A 25,281-nucleotide genomic window follows, 5' to 3' on the forward strand; every position below is an offset into this window, starting at 1 on the left:
CGCAGTGCTCCGTTTCAGGTATTGGAGACGGGTGGCTACAGGTCCTGGGCCAAGTCAAAACGCGGGCTTTCTCCCCAGTCCGAGCCGGCCTGCCGCGCCTTTACCCAGTGCGGGCCAGGCGTCAATGGCTCCCGGGGTGAGCCCGCCCAAGTGCCGTCAGCCACCGCAAGGTCCGGGGCGATCACCTGCCGGACATCGAACCAGTGCGACACCTCAACGCGCTTGCCGCTCTCACCGGTGCCTTCGAAGAACGCCGTGCCCGCGAACCAGTGCCCCGCCTCCGGCGTCGTGAAGGTTGGAGCCGCGGACAACAACAGCACCTCATGGGTCGCGCTCCACCCGGAGCTGTACCCGTCGCAGTCCTGCTGCACGATCAACGAGTGAGAACCGGCCGGGCGTTCGATAACCAGGGGAATCGACCAGGTCCGGTTCGCCTGCACCTGCACCCTGCCCAGCACCGTGTCGGGTGCATCGCTCCAGGCCACTTCGACCCAGTCGCCGGTGTAGCCATGCCCGGAAATCGTCACCGTTGCACCGAGGTGCTGCTGCAGTGCCGGCGACTCGATGACCGGGGTGGCCGGCACGGCGGTGAAGGCATGGTCGGGGCTGAAGACAGATTCTTCATCTTGAAAAAACTGTTTGGCCCGCAGCGTATAGGTGCCCACCGGCAAGTGCGCGTCATAGAACCAGTAGCCATCGTTGCCTCTGGCCCGCACCCTCGCCAAAGGCTCTTCCGCACCGTCGAGCCACAACTCGACGATCGCGGTGTCCCACTGCGATTTTTGGCGGGCATAGCCGTCAATGACCGAGACCCGGGCAATGGCATCGCCCGGCTGGGGATGGTCGATGGTGGGGGGGAACAGGATCACCTTGAAGCTGACGGGCTCGCTGTCCTCGGAGGGAAAGTCGCCGTATTGCTGGACCGCGTAAACCTTGTGATCGTCAAACGCAAGGTCCTCGGTAATGGGCACCGACCATTCGTTGTCGGTGACCTCGGCTTCGCCGAGAAGGGTTTCTGATACAAAGTCAAACACGCGCATCAAAGCCCCAGGGATACCACCCGTGCCCTGAATGATCGGGTTGTGGTCCACCTCTTCATCATTCAGCGGTGAGGTGATGACCGGCCGCAACACGACGACCTCGAACGGTTGGGACACCTCATCCGAGGTCTGGCCGCCGAAGGACTGGGTCACCCTGGCGGTATAAGTGCCGGGCATGAAAGGCTCCGTCCGGGTAAAACTCCAAGTGGCGCCGCTCACTTGCGCGGCATAGGGGGAATTCGGGTCCCCATCGAACTGAAGCTGCACCTGCGCACCATTCAGGCAGGTGCCGGAGAAGCGCGGAGTCAGGCCGTCCTGGCGAACCTCCACGGTGGGGACCGGGGCCCGGATGACGAATTGCCTTGAAGTGGGCTCGGAAGAGAGGTTATTGAACAACTGCCGGGCTTCGACAGAATAACTCCCCGGATTCCAGGCTTCGGTCGCAGCGCTTGACCACCTGTTGTTGGCAACCTCGACCGTCGGCACGGCAGGCGTCGATTCGCCCACACGCAGCACCTCGATCTGCGCCGCAAGCTGTCCCGTCCAACTGTGACCGATACCGGAAAACTCCGGTTTGCGGTCCCCGCCAACCTGAACCTCCAAGGTCGGCATCGGCACAGGTATCGTGACCGTGAGCCTGTCGCTCCAATCCGAATGAATCCAGGCGGAACCGTCGGGGAGTTTTTGCCGGATATCCACCGAGTAGTTTCCCGGCGGCTGATCGGTCCATTCCACCGCCCACTGGCCGCCATTGACGCCCGTGCTGACCTGCGGGTCGTTAACGCCGGTTTTATGGACATCCACCGTGGCACCGACGTGACCGGTGCCGGAGAATTTCGCCGTGCCGGGGCTGGGGTAGGTGACCTGGATATTGAGCAGTTTCGGCGGTTTTATCTTGAACGCTCTAGGCGAACTACGAGCCGAGTCTTTCCCGTTCAATGTTTGCAAGACAACCAGCGAGACAGGCCCCCCCGGCACGGTCACGTCTGCATTCCAACTACCATTGTCCTGCGTGACCACCGTGTGACCCACACTGGTTTCCGACAAGTCGCGATAGACCTTCACCGTTGCACCCTTGAGTGCGTTGTTACCGCTGAGGTTAAAGGTCTGTGCCTGAATACTATTGGCGGCAGGACCAGTGATGGTCGGCGTGCGTAATACGGTATAGATCACGGGTTCGGAAATAACGCTGGGGAAACCCGCCAACTCAAAGATTGCCACCACCGCGATAGAGCCTTCGGGTAGCACTACATCGATAGCCGTTTCCCAAGTGTCGTTCGCAGTCACCGTCACTTCGGGCGCCAATTGAAAACTCTGATTGTCCCTCATGACCACTTTGACTTTACTTCCAGGGGCGCCAAAGCCCTTGAACTTGTCCCCAATGCCTAGAACAGCATTGGCGTCGGGTGCGGTGATGTAAGCCAGGTAGATGTCTTGACTGGCTGCACGTTCGGACTCTTTAAGGCTGCCGGCCATCTTCTGATAGGCGTCTAGCGTCATGTGCCGCCCGTCTGCCGAAAGACTGACAAGGGCTTGCCAGGTTCCGTTTACCGTCGTTATCTGTGCAACGTGGTGGGCAGGGTCGATACTGGTTCGTACAAACACCGTTCCCCCGTTGAATATGCCACCCGTTCCATACATATAAAACCTTCGGGCACTGACATTTCTGATCGGGGTTATGGAGGGCTTAGGAATGACGTACTCTACTCCGGCTTGTGCCGTCATGTTCTTGTCGGTCGTGTCGTCCCTGTCATATATAAAGTTGAAATGTATGATTGCATGATCGACATTCCCAGCCACGGAGCGACTCTTCACATAAGTGTGCCATTGTCCGTCTTGGGTCGCATGTTTCTCCAGATGATCCCAACCGGTGTCAACTGCTGAAACCAGCCCTAGTTTAATATCCCCCCCAGTCCGACCATTGTCTGCGGCCCTAAATCGTATGGTTTCTACCGTGAACGTTTTGCCATTCCCAGACCATATGGCGTTAAGTTCCAATTCAGCCCAATAAGCCGCACCACTACTGGCCCTCAGGGTTTTCACCGCGCGGGTTTCACCGACATGGGTGAGCCCATCGGCAATATTATCGTCGGGCTTCCCTGTGGACTCGCTCTGCTCAACACCGTCATCACTTTGCATGACTACTCGCTCAACTATAAGAAAGTTTCGGTTGGCAACATCGCCTAAGCGCTTGAGCCAGTAGATGACAGGCGTGCTCACGCCAACACCTGTTGATTCTGACAGTCCCGACGAGCGGCTCGGCTTGGAGAGGAAAAAACCGCTTGACTACAGCGCCTTGCGCAACGGACTACAGATCCGCCAGAATCCGCCGGCTTGTGTGCCTTGGCTGTGCCCCGTAACTTGATTCGTGTCGCTGATATCCAGCGGTCGGGTTTAGTCGCCCGGGAGGTATAACGAAGTGCATAAGCATCATCCAGTCGGGTTCCCTATTCCCGTGCTTAATGGTGGCTGTGCGCAGGGCGCCCTCGGGCGCGCCGGTTCTTTCGTTATCCTCCCGGTCGACTAACCTGCGTTCAGCCGCCACCCTCGTTTAGTCGCGAGTCGGTGGCAGCCCATTTAATGGATAACGAAACATGATCAAACCAACACCCAATCCCCCGCACACCGACCCACTGTCCCCCCACGAAACCCTCGACCCCGCCAAGCTCGATCAAGCCGCTCAAAGAGCCCTGGACTACTACCTCAAGCCCGACAACGGCCAACCCGAGCAGAAAACCGCCAAACACCTGGACTACTTCATCGTCGCCCCCGACGCCGACCCCGAAGGCATGCTCGCGCACACTTACGAAACCTTCTGCTCGGTCAGCACGCTGATTCTGGATTTATCGGAAGATCTGGAAGGCGCCCCGCGCAACCTGGCCCTGGCGATTCACCAGATGGGCGAGATGGGGGTGTTGTTGCTGGAGAAGCTGCTGGACGGCGAAGAGAAGATCCAGCGCTGAAGATCAGGATTCACGAAGGACTTGTGGGAGCGGGCTTGCTCGCGAAGAGGGCTGCACATTCAATATCGATGAAACTGGCCGACCGCTATCGCGAGCAGGCTCGCTCCCACAGGGGATCGGCTCGCCCTCTCCCGTCATTGGTTGAAGTACATCTGTAAAAAGTCAGGTAAGGCATCAAGCCGACGCCGGCAACGAGTGGAAACTGAAATAATGCTGCAGCGCACTGACCAGCTGGCTGTACTCCGGTGGCGCCCCATGGAGGCTGAAGCCGGCGTCGAAATGCTGTGGCGTCACGTCTTCGTGGCACCACAGGCAAGTGGCCTTCAGCTTGATGTTCCTCTGCGGCCCTTCGTCGGCGGGAATTTTCAGGTGCAGCTCAAAGTCTGCGCCAATCATCAACGGCAACGTGCTGATCAGCATCAGGCCATGTTCAGAAACGTTCCCCAGAAAACCGATGGGCCTGTCGTTGACGCCGTTGAACACTTTCAAGAAGCACGGCAGATCCTGCCGATCAATTCGACGCTTTTTGTACATGTCTTGTATCGCTTTTTCCAGCCCCAAACAGAGGCCAACCCAATGCTTCGGAACGAGCCCAAGCCAGCCCGCTCTCCCCGATCCCGGTGCCAGACGCCCGTAAGCGCCTTGAGCCTGCTCCTGCCGGTCACAGGTGTTGCCTCGCGATTAGAGAATCTGCTCTAGCCACGAGTTGTACAAATATAGCTCAAGCCTGGACAGAAGCCAGTCCCCAGCGATGCCGCTCCTCGGCTGGGAAATATTCCCAGACGCGGCTTCGCTGCGGTGGCGATCACAATGCAGTCGGGCGGACCGCCGTGGCGCTACGGGTCGGGTAGTGCCCCAGGCTTTCAAGGGTTTCGAGCCGGGCACGGGCGCGGAAGGCGTATTCGCTGGTGGGGTATTGGGTAATGATGAACTGGTAGGTCTGCGCCGCGTCGACGAAGAGTTTCTGCCGCTCCAGGCACTGGCCGCGCAGCATCGAGACTTCCGGCTGCATATAGCGGCGGGCCCGGCTGGCGCGGTCGACCTGGGACAGTTCGAGCATCACCTGTTCGCAATTGCCACGGTCATAGGCTTTGTAGGCCAGGTTCATGTGATGGTTCATCGACCACCGGGTGCAGCCCGTGACACTCAGGGCCAGGGCAATAAAAAGCACGAATCGCATGGGAAGGTTCTCCTGTCTTGAGCGCTGTATCGGCCTGAGTGGAAAAATCTTCAACCCTATATATGGCACCGGGCTTGCTCCTGTGGCGAGGGGATTGTGGCGAGGGGATTCATCCCCGCTGGGGCGCGAAGCGGCCCCAAAGTGGCCGACTCAATTCTGCCTGATGCACCGAGTGGTCTGGTTTTAGGGCTGCTTCGCAGCCCAGCGGGGATAAATCCCCTCGCCACAGATACATCCCCTCACCACAGATAAATCCCATTGCCTCAGATGAATTCTCATGGCCACAGGAGTGTGTGTAGGCCAGAGAGGTGTGAAAATCTTCGGGAATGTTCATTTCGAAAAAGAAACGAATAAGTAGTGCACATGAACAATGACTACACCCAAAGACCATAGTAGCCTTCGCTGGCGCTTGAACTTGAGGAGTCTTGCATGTCCGTCCGTCGCACCAAAATCGTCGCTACCCTTGGCCCGGCCAGTAATTCGCCGGAAGTTCTCGAACAGCTGATTCTGGCTGGCCTGGACGTTGCCCGTCTGAACTTTTCCCACGGCACCCCCGACGAGCACAAGGCTCGTGCCAAGCTGGTGCGCGACCTCGCCGCCAAGCACGGCCGCTTCGTTGCCCTGCTGGGTGACCTGCAAGGCCCCAAGATCCGTATCGCCAAATTCGCCAACAAGCGCATCGAGCTGAAGATCGGTGACACCTTCACCTTCTCCACCAGTCATCCGCTGACCGAAGGCAACCAGCAGGTGGTCGGCATCGACTACCCGGACCTGGTCAAGGACTGCGGCGTGGGCGACGAGCTGCTGCTCGACGACGGTCGCGTGGTGATGCGCGTCGACACCGCTACCGCCACCGAACTGGTCTGCACCGTGACCATCGGCGGCCCGCTGTCGGACCATAAAGGCATCAACCGTCGCGGCGGCGGCCTGACGGCACCGGCCCTGACAGAAAAAGACAAGGCCGACATCAAGCTGGCCGCGGAAATGGAAGTCGACTATCTGGCCGTGTCCTTTCCCCGCGACGCCGCCGACATGGAATACGCCCGTCAACTGCGCGACGAAGCCGGCGGTACCGCCTGGCTGGTGGCGAAGATCGAGCGCGCCGAAGCCGTGGCCGACGACGAAACCCTCGACGGCCTGATCAAGGCGTCCGACGCCGTGATGGTGGCCCGTGGCGACCTCGGCGTGGAAATCGGCGACGCCGAGCTGGTGGGCATCCAGAAGAAGATCATCCTGCACGCACGCCGCCACAATAAAGCGGTGATCGTGGCGACCCAGATGATGGAGTCGATGATCCAGAACCCGATGCCGACCCGCGCCGAAGTGTCCGACGTAGCCAACGCCGTGCTCGACTACACCGATGCCGTGATGCTCTCGGCCGAAAGCGCCGCCGGCCAATACCCGCTCGAAGCGGTGCAAGCCATGGCACGTATCTGTATAGGCGCGGAAAAGCACCCGACCGGCAAGACCTCCAGCCATCGTATCGGCAAGACTTTCGAGCGCTGCGACGAAAGCATCGCCCTGGCAACGATGTACACCGCCAACCACTTCCCGGGCGTGAAGGCGATCATCGCCCTGACCGAAAGTGGCTACACGCCGCTGATCATGTCGCGCATCCGTTCTTCGGTGCCGATCTACGCGTTCTCCCCGCACCGCGAAACCCAGGCCCGTGCCGCCATGTTCCGTGGCGTCTACACCGTGCCGTTCGACCCGGCCGCCCTGCAACCGGGCGAGGTCAGCCAGGCGGCGGTGGACGAGTTGGTCAAGCGCGGCGTGGTGCAGACCGGTGACTGGGTCATCCTGACCAAGGGCGACAGCTACCACACCATCGGCGGCACCAACGGGATGAAGATCCTGCACGTCGGCGACCCGATGGTCTGAGTGTCCCGCTGAAAGATAAAAGCCCTGCCATGTGAATGGCGGGGCTTTTTTTTACTTTGCCTGGGCGGACGCCATCGCGAGCAGGCTCGCTCCCACAGTGGATCTGCGGCGTACGCAGCATCTACAGACATCACCCGACTCTGTGGGAGCCGGGCTTGCCCGCGAAGGCGGCGGTACATTCAACCTCTCAGTGACAGATCCACCGCTATCGCGAGCAAGCCCGCTCCCACAGTGAATCTGCGAAATACCACAAGACCCTGTGGGAGCGAGCCTGCTCGCGATAGCGGTAGCTCAGCCCCCGTCGCCCTCACGGGTAAGAAAAACATCCGCCAGCAACTGATTACGCGGCAAGCCGGCCAGGTAGAGGCGTTTGGCGAAGGCTTCGACCCGCTCGGGGTGGCCGCAGGCCAGGGCCTGGGTGTGTCGGGAGGCCAGCCGCAGTTGCGCCAGGGCTGAAGGGGCCTCGACCGAGGTCAGCAGTTGAACGCTGAGTTGCGGGTACTTGGCGGCCAGCGCCGCCAGGGGTTTGCCCAGGTAATGCCCGCTGGCGTCATGGGCGACATGCACAAGATGAATCGCCCCTCGATGCTGCTGGCGCAGGGCTTCGCGCAGGATGCCGAACAACGGCCCCAACCCGGTACCGGCGGCCAGCAGCCACAGCGGCCTGTCGTGCCAGGCTGGATCGTAATGCAGCGCACCGCCGCGCAGTTCACCCAGGCGGATGGGGTCCCCCACGTTCAGGGAGCGAGCCCTGTCGACAAATTGCCCGGGCTGGCGGCAGTCGAGGTGAAATTCCAGGAAACGGTCTTCCTCCGGCAGGCTCGCCAGGGAATAGGGTCGGGCGACGTCACCAAGCCACAGCACCAGGTGTTGCCCGGCCTGGTAACGCAGCGCCCGTTCAGGGCTGACGCGCAAACGCAGCACGTCGGGCCCCAGCCAGTCCGCCGCCACTACCTGGGCCGCCTGACCGTCGCGCTGCGGATCGAACGTGTGGATCCGCACATCCTCGACTACCTGGCACTGACAGGCCAGCCGCCAGCCCTGATCGCGCTGCGTCGGGCTCAAGGCATCGGGCCGAGCGTCGCGCACATCGCCGCCGGTGCATTGCACTAGGCAGGCATGGCAACTGCCGGCGCGGCAACTGTAGGGCACCGGCACCCCGGACTGATTCAACGCGTCCAACAGGTTACTGCCGGGCGCGACGGTCCATTGCCGGCCGGCGACCGTCAGTTCAGGCATCGACACTCTCCCAGGCGGCGGCACATCGATTCCGGCCGTCTCGCTTGGCACGGTACAAGGCCTGGTCGGCACGTTGCAACGCGCTGTCCAGATCATCGTCCATTTCCAACAGTGTCATGCCCGCCGACAGGCTGAGGGCCCCCACCCGTAGACCGGTCAACTCGACGGCGGCAAACGCCAGGCGCAACCGCTCGCAACAAGCGGTCAGGCGCGCGGGGTCACAGGCGGGCAGGAGCATGACGAACTCTTCGCCGCCATAGCGCGCCAACACATCGCCTTCACGCAGGCAGGCCGTGGCAACGCTGGCGAAGGCCTGGAGCACCTGGTCGCCGGCAGCGTGGCCGTGCAGGTCGTTGATGCGTTTGAAATGGTCAAGATCGATCAAGGCCAGGCCATGGGCCATGTCCGGCTTGAGCGTGTTGAGTTCACGGGACGCCAGGCGCAGGAAATGCCGGCGATTGAACAGGCCGGTCAGTTCGTCGGTGGCCACCAGGTCTTCGAGCTGGCGCATCATGCCGCGCAGAGTGTCCTGGTGCGCCTGCAAGGCAAACCGTCGTTGACGCATGCGCTGGCGCGACGTCTGGACATAGCGGGCGTACAGCACCAGCCACACCAGCACGATAAACAGCACGCACACCTGCAAGCCGGCCAGCGTGGGGTCGGAAAGCCGGAAGAACCAGGCGTCCCATAAGGTGAGGCCGGTGAAACTGAAGAACACCAGCATCGCGCAACGCACAAAAGCCCGGCGCGACAGATGAAACAGCCCGAACAGCAGGATCAGTACATAGAACACCAGGAACAGGCCCCGGGCCTGGTCCAGGTGCCCCATCATCCAGGTCTGCCAGCCCAGGCCGATCAGGACTTGCACTTCGGTGAGACTGGGGTCGGCGAAACGCAGGTTGCGACCGCTGATGAACACTGCAAACAGCGCACCCTGGCACAGCACCACCAAGGCGCTGCCGATGATGACGCCGCGTAACGAGTCGAGGTAATGCCCACTGAAAAATGCCAGCCACAACAACACCAGCGCCAGCGCGTAAGTCGCGGCCGCCAGGGCGAAGCGTTTGAGCAGGAGACGTTGAATGGCGTTATGGGTCAATCGTTGACTCACCATGGGAAAGGAAACTGACAGGAGGCGTCCTACGCTACAGGCCAGACGCCACTTTAGTGGCGTGTAGGACAAATGACCATTCAATTCTGGAGCAGAAAAATGGCGTCAAAGCAATGACCCATATTGACGCAGTGTTCATTGCCCGACGCACACCCCTGTGCTGAGGGATTTATCTGCGGCAAGAGAATTTATCTGTGACTAGAAGATTTATCTGTGGTTAGAGGATTTATTTGTGGCGAGGGGATTTATCCCCGCTGGGCTGCGAAGCAGACCTAAAAGCTGCCGCTGCGGTGTGCCAGGTTAATGTGTACCCATCATTTAGGGCCGCTTCGCAGCCCAGCGGGGATAAATCCCCTCGCCACAGACAAATTCTGTTGCCACAGATAAATCCTATTGCCACAGATAAATCCCCTCGCCACAGGGGCTGCTTGCTCCCACAGGGTGTCCGCCTGCGATATACTGCCGCGCCTTTTTAGCGTCGCGCCAGCATGCCCGGCGTGTCTTAAGAGGTGCCGTCCGTCGACCGATGCACCCAAACGAACGGTACCTTATTGAATGTTCCCGTCTTAGAGAGGAGCGCGACTCATGACCGTGATCAAGCAAGACGACCTGATTCAGAGCGTTGCCGACGCCCTGCAGTTCATTTCCTATTACCACCCCGTGGACTTCATCCAGGCGATGCACGAAGCCTACCTGCGCGAAGAATCGCCAGCGGCCCGTGACTCCATGGCGCAGATTCTGATCAACTCGCGCATGTGCGCCACCGGTCATCGGCCGATCTGCCAGGACACCGGCATCGTGACCGTGTTCGTACGGGTGGGCATGGACGTGCGCTGGGACGGCGCGACCATGAGCCTGGACGACATGATCAACGAGGGCGTGCGTCGCGCCTACAACCTGCCGGAAAACGTCCTGCGCGCTTCCATCCTCGCCGACCCGGCCGGTGCGCGCAAAAACACCAAGGACAATACCCCGGCGGTCATCCACTACTCCATCGTTCCGGGCAACACCGTGGAAGTGGACGTGGCGGCCAAGGGCGGCGGCTCCGAGAACAAGTCGAAAATGGCCATGCTCAACCCGTCCGATTCCATCGTCGACTGGGTGCTCAAGACCGTTCCGACCATGGGGGCCGGCTGGTGCCCACCGGGCATGCTCGGCATCGGCATCGGCGGCACCGCCGAGAAAGCCGCGGTCATGGCCAAAGAAGTGTTGATGGAATCCATCGACATTCACGAGCTCAAGGCCCGTGGCCCGCAGAACCGTATCGAAGAGATGCGCCTGGAGCTGTTCGAGAAGGTCAACCAACTGGGCATCGGCGCCCAGGGCCTGGGTGGCCTGACCACCGTGCTCGACGTGAAGATCATGGATTATCCGACCCACGCCGCCTCCCTGCCGGTGTGCATGATCCCCAACTGCGCCGCCACCCGTCACGCCCACTTCGTGCTGGACGGCACCGGCCCCGCAGAGCTCGAAGCGCCACCGCTGGACGCCTACCCGGAAATCGTCTGGGAAGCCGGCCCGTCGGCTCGTCGCGTGAACCTCGACACCCTGACCCCGGAAGAAGTGCAGAGCTGGAAGCCGGGCGAAACCGTGCTGCTCAACGGCAAGATGCTCACCGGTCGCGACGCGGCGCACAAGCGCATGGTCGAGATGCTGAACAAGGGTGAAACCCTGCCGGTAGACCTCAAGGGCCGCTTCATCTACTACGTCGGCCCGGTCGATCCGGTAGGCGACGAAGTGGTTGGCCCGGCCGGTCCGACCACCGCCACGCGGATGGACAAGTTCACCCGCCAGATCCTCGAACAGACCGGCCTGCTGGGCATGATCGGCAAATCCGAGCGCGGCCCGACCGCTATCGAAGCGATCAAGGACAACAAGGCCGTCTACCTGATGGCCGTTGGCGGCGCCGCGTACCTGGTGGCTCAGGCGATCCGCAAGTCCAAGGTCCTGGCATTCGCCGAACTGGGCATGGAAGCGATCTACGAGTTCGAGGTCAAGGACATGCCGGTGACCGTTGCGGTCGACAGCCAGGGCGAGTCGGTGCACATCACCGGCCCGGCCATCTGGCAGAAGAAGATCAGTGACAGCCTGGCGGTAGAAGTGCAGTAACCCGCACTTTGGCACCGTAGAAAGGCCGGTGGGCGACAAGCCCACCGGCCTTTTTTGTTGCACGCAGGTACGCCTACCACTTATCGGCCCACCCACGCACCTGTCGGATCTGACAGGTTACCCATCGTTCATCTCTTGGCATCCTCATGTTCAGCCGGGTATTCCCTGACAATGCCTAACGAGAAGATCCCCCAATGGCAGAACAAGCGCCCCTTCAGATTGTGCCCCCCACTATCGCCAACAGTGCATCCATTGCCACGCTGGGCAGCCGGATCGGCCCTGTCGGCACGCGAGGGGCAGCCTCTTTCGAATTGCCCTTGCCCCTTTCCAGCGCCCGCCACCTGACCCCGGCCCTGGCGCTGCACTACAACAACCAGAGCGGCAACGGCACCTTCGGCATCGGCATGCAGTTGTCCCTGCCCAGCATCGCCCGCCGCACCAGCGAAGGCGTCCCGCACTATGGCGATGACGACGTGATGATCGATGCCGTCGGGGTCGAGCGCTGGCCCGAGTTCAACGACGGCGTGCCGGTCATTCGCACCCTGGCCGGGCCCGGTAGCCGGGCCTGCTCGGTGGTGCGCTACTACCCCAGGATCGAACGTGCATTCGATGTGTATGAACTCTGGAGCCCCGACGATGGCCAGGCGCCGTTCTGGCGGGTCCAGGGCAGTAACGGCCATTTGTATTGCTACGGCAACAGCGAAGCGTCGCGCATCGTAGACCCCGTTGCCGCCGCCGATCCCCAGAAGCCGGACCGCATCGCCGAATGGTTGTTGCTCGAAGAACTCGGCCCATCAGGCGAACACATCTTTTATGAATACGAAAGCGATCCCGGCCCGTTCGACGGGCCCCATGACTATCGCGCCCAGCGCTACCTGCGGCGGGTGTGCTACGGCAACGCCACGGCCAGCGATAGCTTCTTCTGCTTCGAAGAGGACGACCCGGCCAACAGACACTGGCATTTCCATCTGCTGTTCGACTATGGGCAGCGCACCCTCGATCTTGCGCAAAAACCGACGTGGCACGCTCCTGAGGGAGCGCCATGGCAACTGCGCAGCGACCCGATCCACGCCTACCGGTACGGTTTCGAAATCGGCACGCGGCGCCTGTGCCAGCAGGTACTGATGTTCCACCACTTCCCCGCCGAAGCGGGCACCGAGCCTGCGCTGGTCGCACGGTTGCTGCTGGAATACAGCGCCACCGCACTGGGCTACAACCTGCTGACCGCAGCCCATTATCAAGACTGGGACGCCGAGGGCCGGGTCGATTACCGCCCCCCCGTCGAGCTGCACTACAGCGGTTTCGAGCTCAACCTGACACCTGAGCCGTTCTTTGAATTGCAGACGATGCCCGCCATTGAAGACGGCAGTCGTTACCACTGCGTCGACCTGTACGGCGAGGGCGTTCCGGGCTTCCTGTGCCGCTACACCCAGGGCTGGTATTACCGCGAGCCGGAACGCGGCGAGGCCGACGACAAAATCGCCTACGGTCCGTGGTCACGCCTGGAGAGCATCCCGGTCGCCGCCGACAACCCGGCGGTTTTGCAGGTGTTGACGGACCTGACGGGCAGGGGCCGCCTCAACTGGCTCATCGTCCAGCCCGGCATGAGTGGCTTCTACACCCTCAACCCGGACCGTAGCTGGTCCACCTTCACGGACTTCAAGCGTTTCCCGACGGAGTTCCTGCACCCGTCCGCGCAACTGGGCGACCTGAACGGCGACGGTTTGCGCTCCCTGGCCATGATCGGTCCCAAGAGTGTGCGGCTGTACGCAAACCTTCGCGAGGAGGGGTTTGCCCCTGGCGTGACGGTGCCCCATGAACCGGACAGCGCCCTGCCCTTGTTCAGCGACCTGCACAGCGAGGTGGTGATGTTCGGCAACTTGCTGGGCAGCGACAGTACCGAGCTGTGCCGCATCCGCTGCAACGAGATCAAGTGCTGGCCGAGCCTGGGCCATGGGCATTTCGGCGAAGGCTTTGTCATGAGCGTCCTGCCCTTCAGCTACAGCCAGTTCGACGCCGACCGGGTCCGCATCGCCGACCTGGACGGGTCCGGCGCGGCGGCGTTGATCTACCTCAAGAGCGAGTGCTTCGAGATCTACCTCAACCGCGGCGGCAATGGACTTGAACAGACCCCCGTGCAAGTGCCATGGCCCGAAGGCCTGCGGTACGACAATCTGTGCCAGGTTACCCTGGCCGACCTGCAAGGCCTGAGATGTGCCAGCCTGATCCTGAGCAAGCCGCACCTGACGCCCGACATGAAGACCGGGCATTGGCGCTATGACTTCGTCGCGGCCCGCCCCTATCTGCTCAGTACCATGAACAACAACATGGGTTGCAGCAGCACCCTGACCTATCGCAGCAGTGCACAGTACTGGCTGGATGAAAAGCAGCAACGCCTGGCCAGCCGGGAGCCGCCAACCTGCTATCTGCCCCTGGCCTTGCCGCTGGTGGCGCGCCAACAACAACTGGACGAGATCACCGGTAGTTGCCTGACCCAACGCTTCACTTACTTCGAAGGCGACTATGACAGCCACCACCGGGAGTTCCGGGGCTTCGGCCGGCTGTACCAGGTCGACAGCGAAGTGCCCGCAGGCGAGACGTCAACCGGTTTGACCGCGCCAGTACTGGTCAAGACCTGGTTCCACACCGGCCGCACCGTCGATCAACCCCTCAAGGACTGTTTCGCAGGCGACACCGACGCAGTGCCGCTGGGCCCGACGCTGCTGACCCGTTTCCATGAAAGCGATGAGGCCAACGAGATCATCAGCCCCGACCCGGACACCGCGCGGGAAATGGCCTATGCCCTGGGTGGCCATGTATTGCGCACCGAAACCCATCCCGCCGAACCGGCCGACACCGCCAAGCCTTACACCGTGACCCAACAGCGCTACCTGCTGCGCCATCCCCATGTCCACCACAAGAGCCTGCTGGTACTGGAACTGGAGACGATCACCTATCAATACGACGGGTTTATCGACGACCCGCAGATCCAGCATGGCCTCAACCTGAAGTGGAACCTGTTCGGCCAGCTTATCCACGGTTTCGCGGTCCACTACGCCCGGCGCCTCACCCCCCTCGACCCACCGCCCTTCGACGATGACGACGAGAACGACTGGTGGCGCGACGCCCATGACGATCAGCAACAGGTATTCCACCTCGTCGAGAAACGCGCCGAGCATCGGCACCTGATCGATGACGACAGGCAGCGCCAGCGGCTGGGCCTGCCCTGGCGCTCCAGGGCCAACGGGTTGCAACGTCCAAAAGGTGAACTGCCGTTGGGGCTCACCCCCGGGCAGGTCAGCTATGAAAGCTTCCTCGAACATCAGGACTCCGCGCAATGGGACGCCGCCCGGCAACTGATCGCGCTCCAGGAACAGAACTACCTGCTGGACGAGCACGACGACATTGTCTTCCAGGCACTGCGCGGTCCACTGGAGGTGGCCGAGTTCGACAAGCTTGCGCTGCAAGCCTATGACGATCTGCCTCCCCCCTTCGACATTCGCGAGCAGTTGGAAACCATCGGCTTCGAGCCCATGAAGCTGTTTCTACCGGACGACCCGGATGAGGACGATCGCGAAAATCTCTGGTCCAGGAAAGTCGGGTTTGCGACCTACGAACCCCTCGGGGGCTTCTTCCAGCTGACGACCCTGCGGGAAACCCAAAGCCACGGGGTGACCACCGTCGAGCACGACCCTTACCACTTGATGACCACCGCCGTGACCTTGCCGGACGGCTGCACGACCCGGATCGAGTACGATTACCACGCGTTGCTGCCGCGCAAGATCGTCGATGCCAATGACAATATCCAGCAAGCATTCTATGGTCCGGCGGGCGCTCCACTGGGCGTGACCTTTCATGGCACCGAGAGCGGCGCTCCGGCGGGCTTCGACGATATTGCTACCTACCAGCCGCCCGAAGACCTGACACCCGGCCATGCCATCGACCATCCGGAAGCCACCCTGGGCCGGATCGCCAGTGCCGTGCGCAGCGATGCGCTCAGTTGGATGGGGTCCCTCGATCTCGCCCTGGTACTCCCCGCACAACGCAGCGAGTGGATCAGCGAGCGCTACTTGTTGCCCGATGGCCATATCCGCGCCTCGGCGCGCACGCGTCTGGAACGACTGACCGAGCGCAGCGCCGCCCAGGCACTCCTGCGGGTGCTGGTGCAGGCAGCGACCCGGGAGCCGGTCCACAGCGTCGTGCTGAACGCCGATCGTTACCCGGACGATCCGTTGCAACAGATCCGCATCACCGTCAATGCCGTCGACGGATTCGGTCGTGCCCTGCAAAGCAAACAGCGGGTGGAAGCCGGACAAGCCTATGCCGTGGGTGAAGACGGCTCGCTGGTGTTGCAGGATGGCCAGCCGCTCCAGCACCTGGCCGAACGGCGCTGGCGTGTGAGTGAACGGGTCGAGTACGACAACAAGGGATTGGTCACGCGGGTCTACCGGCCCTACTTCGCCGATGCCTGGCGCTACATCAACGACGCGTCGCTGCGCGTGCACGGTTATCACGACCAGCAGTTCTATGATCCGCCAGGACGCCTGGTCAAGGCCATCAATGCCAAGGGACACGAAGCCTGGCATGTCTATCACCCCTGGTACCAATGCGACTTCGATTACAACGATACGGATCCAGGGGACTGAAACATGTACAGGCAGGCCCACGCCATGAGCACTGTGCACGTGCGTACGCCGCATCTGATCGTCGTCGAGGGGCGTGGCCTGCCGGCTCGGCAGATCGTTTATTTGCGCGACCAAGTCGCGACCCCGGCCAGGGCGCTGATCTCCCGACGCAGCCACGATGCCGCCGGCCGACTCGTCGAGCAATGGGACGCACGTCTGTTCGATAGCGCGCCCAAACCCAACCAGACCATCCGCTATGGCATGAGCGGGCATCCTTTGCGCACCGACAGCGTCGATGCGGGTTGGCGCCTGGTTCTACCGGGCCTGGCAAGTGAGCTCCGGCAACGCTGGGACGAGCGCGGCAGCCACTGGCGCATGAGGCACGATGAGCAACTGCGGCCGGTGACACTGGAGGAGAACGGCCAGGCCAATGCGGATACCTTCACCTATGGCGACAGTGCGGCGGATGCCGGTCACAACCTGCGCGGGCGCCTGTTCGAACAGACCGACCCCTCGGGCAGCCTGCGCCTGGACAGCTACGGCCTGCTCGGCCGGCCGCTGCGCGAAACACGTACGTTCCAGGATGACAAAGCCTTTACCAGCCGCTACCTCTACGATCCGCTGGACGCCGTCCTGGAGCAGACCGACGCCGGCGGCAACCGGAAGCGGTGGCGCTATGACCTGACCGGACAGCTTGCACAGGCCCAATTGCAGCTCACGGGGCAGGCCGAATGGCTACCGATCCTGGAGAGTGCGCACTACAACGCCGCCGGGCAGATTATCGAACAGCGGATCAGCAATGGCATTATCAGCCACTGGCGTTACGATCCGGCCGATGCGCGCTTGCAGCGTCAATGGACGCTGAGCGACCAGACGGCCCTGCAGGATTTCGAATACGCGTATGACCCGGTGGGCAACATCACCCGTATCCTCGATCAGGCCTTCACGCCCAGTCACTTCGCCAACCAGCGGGTCGAGGGTCATCGCGGGTTCAGCTATGACTCGCTGTATCGCCTGCTCAGCGCCAGCGGGTACGACGATGGCCCACCCTCGGACAATCCCGGCCTCCCGCAACCGACAGACCCCAATGACCGGCGCAACTACGTTCAGACCTACGAATATGATCACGGCGGCAATCTGGTCAGGCTCCACCACGCACGCGACGGTGCCAGCCACACCCGCCAGATGTTCATCGACCCGCACAGCAACCGGGGGGCGCGCTGGGAGCCGGGCGATCCGGCACCGTCGTTCGACGTGCTGTACGACCGTCACGGTAACCTCCTGGCCTTGCAGCCCGGCCGGGACCTGGAATGGAACGCCCGTGACCAGTTGACGACCGTAACATTGGTCAAGCGTGATGCCGCGCCCAACGACGAAGAGCATTACCACTACAGCCAGGGCCAGCGGGTTTATAAATGCCACACCACCCATGCCGGGACTTCCCGTCATTTCCACGCGGTGCATTATCTGCCTGGCCTGGAAATCCGTACACGGGACTCGGGCGAGGAGTTGCACGTCGTCCAGATTGCCGCCGGCCCCGTCAACGTACGCTGCCTGCATTGGGTCAGCGGCAAGCCGGCCGGGATTGCCGACGACCAACTGCGCTACAGCCTCCAGGATCATCTGGGTTCAAGCCTGATGGAGCTCGACCAGCAAGCCCGCTTGATCAGCCACGAAGGTTATTATCCGTTCGGGGCGACGGCCTGGATGAGCGCACGATCGACCCCGGAGATCGGCTACAAGACCCGGCGCTATTCGGGTCGCGAAATGGATGTCAGCGGCTTGTATGCCTACAACGAACGCTACTACGCACCGTGGCTGCAGCGCTGGATCGCCGCCGATCCAGCGGGGGATGTGGACGGGTTGAACCTGTATGCGTTCCTGGGCAATAGCCCGTTGTGCTATGTGGACAGCGGAACGAACCGAATCGAATGGCAGATTCTGAACTATTCGGATTTCATTTCAGAACTCGGGAAGGAGTCCGCAACGGCGCTGGCGCAGATCGACAACATCATCCACAAGACGAACATCGGTAAGGAGCTGCTGAAAAACCTCGCGGGTGAGACTCTCGGCGCCGTGGTCGGTTTTTCGGGTGGCTACGTGGGGGCGGAGGGGTTCGGTTCAGTGATGCCATCGCTCAATGAAATCCCTTATCTGAGTGGCCTCACCGGTGGGAACATAGGCGCCGACATCGCTGACGTGACAGCCGAAACCAGCCTCCCGACTGCCCGCCTGTTACGGCCGCTCATCCCGCAGACGTCGGCCATGTCGATCAAGGCAATCGATAGCCGGCTAGGGTACGCTCGAGACGATTCTGCGGGCGCCTCGGTCCAGGACTTCTCGAATTTTTTCCTGAATCGAGTCGTAGGCTCGGTGGTCCCCGGCATCAACTTGCTGAAACTGGGTGCCCGGGCCCAGGAAGCCGAGGACATCAAGATGGGGCTCACCCCCATGAAGATCCAGAAGATCGACGCCATGCTCGCCGAATGGAAAAGCACCGTGGAACAGCGCTGGAGTACCACGGACGCCGCCTTCAAAGCCCTGGGTCAATCGGTGGTCTACCCGGGCGACTTGCTGCCCAACGTCAACCACATGACGACACGGCAAACCCTGGCACCGATCCACCATTCGGTCCTGCAGAGAAAGACCCAGGTCACGCTGGACTACATCGACCGGGCGCAGACAGGCATGACCTGGTACAAAGAGATGAGCACCACGGACAATCAGTTCCTGTTGAAGCGGTCCCACGCCAAGGGCGCGGGAGGATGACGCGATCGACCGGCTTGCCCCGGGCAGCCTGTCAGACCTGACAGGTTCGGCACTGTTCTTTCGCGGGTATATTGCCCCCTCAGTGCGCAACCTCGTTAAAGATCGAAGCGATGCCCCCTGGAGGCCGTCGACTGATGAGCGCCATCCATTACCGCACTCCAAACGTCGTTGCCATCGACGGTCGCGGCTTGCCGGCACGGCAGAATGTCTATTTGCGCAGCCAGGTCGCATCCACCGTTACCGCATTGATATCCCGCCAACGCTACAACGCCGCCGGCCATCTGCTGGAGCAGTGGGACCCGCGTCTTTTCGGTCAGGCCCCCAAAGCCAATCAGGCCAGCCTGTACACCCTGACGGGCAACTCGTTGCGCTCCGACAGCGTCGATGCCGGGTGGCGCCTGCTATTACCGGGCCTGGCAGGTGAAGTCCTGCAATTGTGGAATGAACGCGGCAATCATTGGCGGATCACTTACGACCCTCGATTGCGTCCGCTGCTCCTTGAGGAGAACAGCCGGACAGAGCCCGAAACCGATACCTTCATCTACGCCGACGCCACGGCCGACGCCGCGCATAACCGGCGCGGAGAATTACTGGAGCAGATCGACTCATCGGGTGTCGTGCGGCTGGACAGCTATGGCCTGTCGGGCGAATCCTTGCGTCAGGTACGCCGCTTTGCCGACGCCACCGCCTACACCACCGAGCTGATCTACGACGCCCTCGGCACACCGATAGGCCGGGCTGACGCTGGCGGCCACCGGCAATTCCTGCAGTTGGACATCTGCGGGCAGCTCAAGCGGGTGGACCTGCAAATCAAGGGGCATGCCAGCGCGCAACAGATTCTGCTGGACGCCCACTACAATGCCGTCGGCCAGGTCGAGCGACAGGACACTGCCAACGGGGTGACCACTCACTGGACCTACGACCCGGCCAACGATCTGCTGAGTACTTTGAAGACAGGGAAACCCGATGGAGCCTTGCGCCAGGACCTCGCCTATTTCTACGACCGCGTAGGCAATGTGTTGCGCATCGAAGACCACAGCGTCGCCACGGTGTACTGTGCCAACCAGCGCGTGGACGGGCATCGAGATTTCACCTACGACTCACTCTACCGCTTGACCAGCGCCAGCGGCCTGGAGGGAGACATACCGCATCTGCAACCCGGGCTCCCGCAGCCGCTCATTCCCATCGACCCCGGTCGTCGTTTCAACTACACCCAACGCTATGACTACGACACCGGTAATAACCTGACCCGCTTGCGTCATGTGCGTACCGGCAACAACCACACCCAGACGCTACGGATTGACCCCCACAGCAACCGGGGAGTGCGCTGGGCCGAAGGCGACCCCGAGCCGGTTTTCGACGCGCTGTTCGATGCCCACGGCAACCAACTGCATTTGCAACGCGGCGCGCAGCCGCTGACGTGGGACGCTCGCGACCAGCTCAGTAAAGTCACGCTGCTCAAACGCGACAACGGTTTGTCGGACGATGACGAAACCTACCTCTACAGCCAGGGTGAACGGGTCAGCAAGACCCACACCCGCGCGGGCGCCCGCCACGAGACACGCTACCTGCCAGGCCTTGAAATCCGTCTTGCCTCCAACGGCGAAGAACTGCACGTGATCACCTGCCTGTTGACCCACGGTCAGGTCCGTTGCCTGCATTGGGAAACCGGCCAACCCAGCGGTATCGAAGCCGATCAACTGCGCTACAGCCTGGATGACCACCTGGGCTCCAGCACCCTGGAACTGGACCGTAATGCCGCGCTGATCAGCCTGGAACACTACTATCCTTTCGGCGGCACGGCCTGGCACGCCGCCCGCTCCGAGGTGGAGGCCGATTACAAGACGCTCCGCTATTCAGGTCAGGAGATGGACGCCAGCGGGCTGTATTACTACGGCGCACGCTACTATGCGCCGTGGTTGCAACGCTGGGTCAGCTCGGATCCGGCGGGAGATGTGGATGGATTGAACCTCTATGGGTTCGTCGGTAACAACCCGATCATCTTCACCGATTTCAGCGGACTGATGCTGGAGACACCGGCGCAACGAGATGCCAGGAAAGCCCTGGCCGCTACGCAATTGCAGCGCTGGAAGACGCTTTCCCGGCTGAACAGGGAAGTCGAAAAATTCATTTACATCATGAAACTGACCTCACGCAGGGCCAGCGAAGCGCAATCTCAACTGGCCAACCACCGCTCGGCGGCGGACCACGCCCAATCCGCCGCGGTACGTATCGGCGCTCATGTGGGTGCCCAGGTCGTCAGCTATGGCATGGGTGTGGCGGTGGGGATTGGGAGCGCGGCGCTGGGCAGTGCCGCGGGGCCCCCGGGCATCATCATGGGCGCCGCGTTGGGGTTCGTGACCGGCAAAGCCGTGAGCGTTGGCCTGGACTATGCCCTGGAAAGGCTGAGCCTGAGCTCGGCAGTGAACTTCAAATCCCGCAAGCTGGACCCTGATCGAATCGTGAGGAAAGGCGAATACAAATCCATGGTCTTTTCGTCCTATGCCCAGAGTAAAGTCCAGCACCTGATCGAAGCCACGTATGCGCCAACCCAAAAAAACGTCTTGAAGCTGGGCAAGGAAGCGACGGTCATCGGTACCAAGGCCGCGCTGAAGGCCACCGGAAACATAGCGGCTAACGAAATCGGAGCGGTGGTCAACACCGTTGCGGGCGCCATCGAAATCATTCATGAGATCGGCAAGGCGGGACAAACCCTTTCCGAGGAAAAACTGGCCCGGGCAGACACCTACATCAACGACATGATTAATGTACTGAACCTGCAAATGGACTATGTCGATACCTTGTTCGACGAAGCGGGGGTCGAAGCGATCAATACCTACCGGCCATTGAGCAAGATGCTCGGCCCCACCAACGGCATCACGCGTCGATCCCTGCGCAGGGAAATGGAGGCCACCATCGGCCGACTGAGGCAGACCCAAACAGCGCTGCGATAGTCCGGTAGGACGCGTATTACGTCACGCTAGTGGCATGCTATGGTGCCAGTCCCGTCGGCCCTTGAAGCGCTCACATGCTCGCAATGCCTCGCCCCTTGCGCCTGTCCCTTGTCATTGTACTGATCCTCGCCGGCGCGGTAGGCGCCGCCGCCCTGGCCATGCGCCACGCCGAACGCCAGGCGTTGGAAGAGGACGTCAGCCGTGCGAACCAGCAACTGGCGCTGTACGCCAATTCCCTGCATACCCTGATCGACCGCTACCGCGCCCTGCCCGCCGTACTGGCCCTGGACCCGGAGTTGCGTTCGGCCCTGGCGGGACCGGTCAGCGCGGCGCAACAGGACGCGCTGAATCGCAAGCTGGAGAAAATCAACGACACCGCGCACTCCTCGACCCTGGAGTTGCTCGACCGGACCGGCCAGGCCGTGGCGGCCAGCAACTGGCGCCTGCCCAGCAGTTACGTCGGGCACAACTATGGCTTCCGGCCCTATTTCCTCCAGACCCGGACCCAGGGCACCGGGCGTTTCTATGCGGTGGGTGTGACCAGCGGCATTCCGGGTTATTTCCTGTCCAGCGCTGTGACCGGTGACAACGGCGAATTCCTCGGAGCAATGGTGGTGAAGCTGGAATTTCCCGTGCTTGAACGTGAATGGCGCCAGGGCAGCGACACCCTGCTGGTCAGCGACGCCCGGGGGATCGTATTCATCGCCAACCGGCCGGGCTGGCGTTATCGCCATCTGCTGCCCCTGACCGACAGCGATCATGCCGAGCTCAAGGCTACCCGCCAATACGACAAGCAACCGCTGCAACCGTTGGGCTACGAAGCACTGCGGCGTTTCGACGACAACAGTCAGTTGGCCCGGGTCGATACCCCTGATGGCCCGGCAGATTACCTGTGGGAATCCCTGCCACTGGCGGCCGAAGGCTGGACTCTGCATCTGCTGCGGCGCCCGCAGATCGCTTTCGAAGACCGCCGCAACGCCGGGCTCGCCGCCGCCGGGTCGTGGCTGGCGCTGGTGTTCCTACTGCTATTCCTCAACCAGCGCTGGCGCCTGGCGAAGCTGCGTCAACGCAGCCGCGCAGAGCTCGAACGCCTGGTGGAAGAACGGACCCGGGAGTTGCGTACCGCCCAGGAAGGCTTGGTGCAGTCGGCCAAACTGGCGGCGCTGGGGCAGATGTCGGCGGCTCTGGCCCATGAAATCAATCAGCCGTTGACTGCCCAGCGCATGCAATTGGCAACCCTGCGCCTGCTGCTGGATCACGGTCGGGTCGACGATGCCTACAAGGCGCTCAAACCGGTGGATGACATGCTGACCCGCATGGCCTCCCTCACCGGTCACCTGAAAACTTTTGCCCGAAAAAGCCCCAGCGGCCTGCGCGAACGTCTGGACCTGGCGGCGGTGGTGGATCAGGCCCTGCAACTGCTGGACGCTCGCCTGCGGGACGAACAGGTCAGCACCGTGCTGCACCTGACCCGTCCGGCATGGGTGCGTGGCGATGCGATCCGCCTCGAACAGGTGCTGATCAATCTGCTGCGCAACGCCCTCGACGCCATGGCCGGGCAACCGTTGAAGCGCCTGGAAGTGCGCCTGGAAGCCGATGAGCAACTGTGGCGTCTGACGGTCAGTGACAGCGGCACCGGGATTGCCGAGGAACACTTGGCCCAGGTCTTCGATCCGTTCTTTACGACCAAGGCGGTGGGCGATGGCCTGGGCCTGGGGCTGGCGGTATCGTTTGCCATCATCCATGAGTCCGGCGGGCGGCTGACGGCTGACAATCATGAAGGCGGCGCCGTATTCTGCGTGGTACTGCCCATCGATCAGGAGACCCGGCTGCATGCTTGACTCTGTCATGGTCGTCGATGACGAAGGCACCATCCGCAGCGCCGTCGAACAATGGTTGAGCCTGTCGGGTTTCCAGGTGCAATTGTTCAGCCGCGCCGAAGCATGCCTGGCGGCGTTGCCGGCACATTTTCCGGGAGTGATCCTGAGCGACGTGCGCATGCCCGGGCTCAGTGGCCTGGAGCTGCTGGCCGAAGTGCGCCGGCGCGACGCGGATCTGCCGGTGATCCTGCTGACCGGTCACGGCGACGTGCCGATGGCCGTGGAAGCCATGCGCGATGGGGCCTACGACTTTCTGGAGAAACCCTTCAGCCCCGAAGCCCTGCTGGGTAGCCTGCGCCGCGCCCTGGACAAGCGTTCCCTGGTGCTGGAAAACCGCCGGCTGCATGAACAGGCCGACGCCAGGGCCCGACTCGACGGGACGTTGCTGGGGGTCTCCCGGGCGCTGCAAAACCTGCGACGCCAGGTACTGGACCTGGCGGCCCTGCCGGTCAATGTATTGATCCGCGGCGAAACCGGCAGCGGCAAGGAGCTGGTCGCCCGATGCCTGCATGACTTCGGCCCCCGGGCGAACAAGCCCTTCGTGGCATTGAACTGCGCGGCCATCCCCGAACCGCTGTTCGAGGCGGAACTGTTCGGCCATGAAAGCGGGGCCTTCACCGGCGCCCAGGGCAAGCGCATCGGCAAGCTCGAGTATGCTCATGGCGGCACGCTGTTTCTCGATGAAATCGAGAGCATGCCCCTGGCCCAACAGGTCAAGCTGCTGCGGGTCTTGCAGGAACAGAAGCTCGAACGCCTGGGCTCCAACCAGAGCATCGCCGTGGACCTGCGCATCATCGCCGCCACCAAACCCGACCTGCTGGACGAAGCCCGGGCCGGGCGCTTTCGTGAAGACCTGGCGTATCGCCTGAACATCGCCGAACTGCGCCTGCCGCCGTTGCGCGAACGGCGCGAGGACATTCCCTTGCTGTTCGAGCATTTCACCCACAGCGCCGCCGAACGCCTCGGCCGCCCCGCCACCCCCTTGAGCGGCCCGCAATTGAGCCATCTGCTGAGCCACGACTGGCCGGGCAACGTGCGCGAACTGGCGAACGTCGCCGAGCGCCAGTTACTTGGGCTGGATCAGTCCCATGCCTTGGAGACGGACCCCGGCCAATCCCTCGCCGCCCAGCAGGAGGCCTTCGAAGCCCAATGCCTGCGCGCCGCCCTGACCCGACACAAAGGCGACGTGAAAGCCGTGCTCGAAGAACTGCAACTGCCGCGCCGCACTTTCAACGAAAAGATGCAACGGCATGGGTTGAGTCGGGAAATGTTCCTGCAGGACAGCTGAGAGTCGTGCCGCCTGTACTGGCCCCATCGCGAGCAGGGCTCGCTCCCACAGAGGGATGTACACCGTTCCACAGTGGGAGCGAGCCTGCTCGCGATGGGGCCGGCACAAGCACCGCCTAATCAGCGGATTCCCGCTCACCACCCGACCAAAATAAGCGGATTTCCGCTCACCCCAGACGCCAAACCCCTCTAGACCGGCCCTCTACCACCTGGCACAGCTCCTGCTATAGCCCTGTCAGGCTG

Annotated in this window: 13 protein-coding genes; 8 read left to right on the plus strand and 5 right to left on the minus strand. The window is 62.1% G+C overall.

Going from position 1 to position 25,281, the window contains the following annotated elements; all coding sequences use genetic code 11:
- Positions 1–35 precede the first annotated feature (35 nt).
- On the minus strand, positions 36–3,260 hold the full coding sequence (locus LOY35_RS22365) for a hypothetical protein (protein WP_258627313.1): 3,225 nt from the start codon (positions 3,258–3,260) through the stop codon (positions 36–38).
- 374 nt (positions 3,261–3,634) lie between these two features.
- Here LOY35_RS22365 and LOY35_RS22370 point away from each other — a divergent pair, with 374 nt between their 5' ends.
- Positions 3,635–4,003 carry a DUF6124 family protein gene (locus tag LOY35_RS22370; RefSeq protein WP_258627315.1) on the plus strand — a complete coding sequence of 123 codons (369 nt, stop codon included), beginning with the start codon at positions 3,635–3,637 and terminating at the stop codon, positions 4,001–4,003.
- Positions 4,004–4,177: 174 nt separating this feature from the next.
- On the opposite strand, the gene LOY35_RS22375 is transcribed toward LOY35_RS22370, so the two are convergent.
- Positions 4,178–4,537, minus strand: a complete 360-nt coding sequence (locus LOY35_RS22375) for a PilZ domain-containing protein (protein WP_258627317.1) — start codon at positions 4,535–4,537, stop codon at positions 4,178–4,180.
- Between the two features lie 271 nt (positions 4,538–4,808).
- The gene (locus tag LOY35_RS22380) at positions 4,809–5,183 is read right to left on the minus strand and encodes a tol-pal system YbgF family protein (RefSeq protein ID WP_258627320.1); all 375 of its coding nucleotides are present in this window, start codon (positions 5,181–5,183) and stop codon (positions 4,809–4,811) included.
- A 429-nt stretch (positions 5,184–5,612) separates the two neighbouring features.
- Here LOY35_RS22380 and pyk point away from each other — a divergent pair, with 429 nt between their 5' ends.
- Entirely contained in the window at positions 5,613–7,064 is a 1,452-nt protein-coding gene (pyk, locus tag LOY35_RS22385; RefSeq protein ID WP_258627322.1) for a pyruvate kinase, read from the plus strand.
- A 291-nt stretch (positions 7,065–7,355) separates the two neighbouring features.
- Here the strand turns inward: pyk and LOY35_RS22390 are convergent, their stop codons facing one another.
- Together LOY35_RS22390 and LOY35_RS22395 are read right to left on the minus strand one after the other, a co-directional pair.
- Complete coding sequence (locus LOY35_RS22390; protein ID WP_258627324.1) at positions 7,356–8,303, minus strand: iron-sulfur-binding ferredoxin reductase; 948 nt, start codon at positions 8,301–8,303, stop codon at positions 7,356–7,358.
- Positions 8,296–9,402 (minus strand): diguanylate cyclase, encoded by a 1,107-nt coding sequence (locus tag LOY35_RS22395; RefSeq protein ID WP_258627325.1) that lies wholly within the window; start codon positions 9,400–9,402, stop codon positions 8,296–8,298. The genes LOY35_RS22390 and LOY35_RS22395 overlap by 8 nt, the downstream gene beginning before the upstream one ends.
- A gap of 597 nt (positions 9,403–9,999) precedes the next feature.
- Between LOY35_RS22395 and LOY35_RS22400 the strand changes: the two genes are divergently transcribed.
- The 6 genes from LOY35_RS22400 to LOY35_RS22425 all read left to right on the plus strand — a co-directional run bounded on the left by LOY35_RS22400 (position 10,000) and on the right by LOY35_RS22425 (position 25,039).
- A complete protein-coding gene (locus LOY35_RS22400; protein ID WP_041020308.1) occupies positions 10,000–11,523 on the plus strand; it encodes a fumarate hydratase in 1,524 nt (507 codons plus the stop codon).
- A gap of 194 nt (positions 11,524–11,717) precedes the next feature.
- Positions 11,718–16,169, plus strand: a complete 4,452-nt coding sequence (locus LOY35_RS22405) for a SpvB/TcaC N-terminal domain-containing protein (protein ID WP_258627328.1) — start codon at positions 11,718–11,720, stop codon at positions 16,167–16,169.
- A 24-nt stretch (positions 16,170–16,193) separates the two neighbouring features.
- Complete coding sequence (locus LOY35_RS22410; RefSeq protein WP_258627330.1) at positions 16,194–18,917, plus strand: RHS repeat domain-containing protein; 2,724 nt, start codon at positions 16,194–16,196, stop codon at positions 18,915–18,917.
- Positions 18,918–19,051: 134 nt separating this feature from the next.
- Complete coding sequence (locus LOY35_RS22415; RefSeq protein WP_258627332.1) at positions 19,052–21,871, plus strand: RHS repeat-associated core domain-containing protein; 2,820 nt, start codon at positions 19,052–19,054, stop codon at positions 21,869–21,871.
- 74 nt (positions 21,872–21,945) lie between these two features.
- Complete coding sequence (locus LOY35_RS22420; protein ID WP_258627333.1) at positions 21,946–23,712, plus strand: ATP-binding protein; 1,767 nt, start codon at positions 21,946–21,948, stop codon at positions 23,710–23,712.
- A complete protein-coding gene (locus LOY35_RS22425; protein WP_258627335.1) occupies positions 23,705–25,039 on the plus strand; it encodes a sigma-54 dependent transcriptional regulator in 1,335 nt (444 codons plus the stop codon). The genes LOY35_RS22420 and LOY35_RS22425 overlap by 8 nt, the downstream gene beginning before the upstream one ends.
- The last annotated feature ends 242 nt before the right edge of the window (positions 25,040–25,281 follow it).

The sequence above is a fragment of the Pseudomonas sp. B21-028 genome (assembly GCF_024749045.1).
Lineage (GTDB): Bacteria > Pseudomonadota > Gammaproteobacteria > Pseudomonadales > Pseudomonadaceae > Aquipseudomonas.

Coding starts and splice junctions, on each gene's coding strand:
- LOY35_RS22370 (WP_258627315.1), top strand. CDS start 3,635: ATGATCAAACCAACACCCAATCCCCCGCACACCGACCCACTGTCCCCC.
- LOY35_RS22375 (WP_258627317.1), bottom strand. CDS start 4,537: ATGTACAAAAAGCGTCGAATTGATCGGCAGGATCTGCCGTGCTTCTTG.
- LOY35_RS22380 (WP_258627320.1), bottom strand. CDS start 5,183: ATGCGATTCGTGCTTTTTATTGCCCTGGCCCTGAGTGTCACGGGCTGC.
- pyk (WP_258627322.1), top strand. CDS start 5,613: ATGTCCGTCCGTCGCACCAAAATCGTCGCTACCCTTGGCCCGGCCAGT.
- LOY35_RS22390 (WP_258627324.1), bottom strand. CDS start 8,303: ATGCCTGAACTGACGGTCGCCGGCCGGCAATGGACCGTCGCGCCCGGC.
- LOY35_RS22400 (WP_041020308.1), top strand. CDS start 10,000: ATGACCGTGATCAAGCAAGACGACCTGATTCAGAGCGTTGCCGACGCC.
- LOY35_RS22405 (WP_258627328.1), top strand. CDS start 11,718: ATGGCAGAACAAGCGCCCCTTCAGATTGTGCCCCCCACTATCGCCAAC.
- LOY35_RS22410 (WP_258627330.1), top strand. CDS start 16,194: ATGAGCACTGTGCACGTGCGTACGCCGCATCTGATCGTCGTCGAGGGG.
- LOY35_RS22415 (WP_258627332.1), top strand. CDS start 19,052: ATGAGCGCCATCCATTACCGCACTCCAAACGTCGTTGCCATCGACGGT.
- LOY35_RS22420 (WP_258627333.1), top strand. CDS start 21,946: ATGCTCGCAATGCCTCGCCCCTTGCGCCTGTCCCTTGTCATTGTACTG.
- LOY35_RS22425 (WP_258627335.1), top strand. CDS start 23,705: ATGCTTGACTCTGTCATGGTCGTCGATGACGAAGGCACCATCCGCAGC.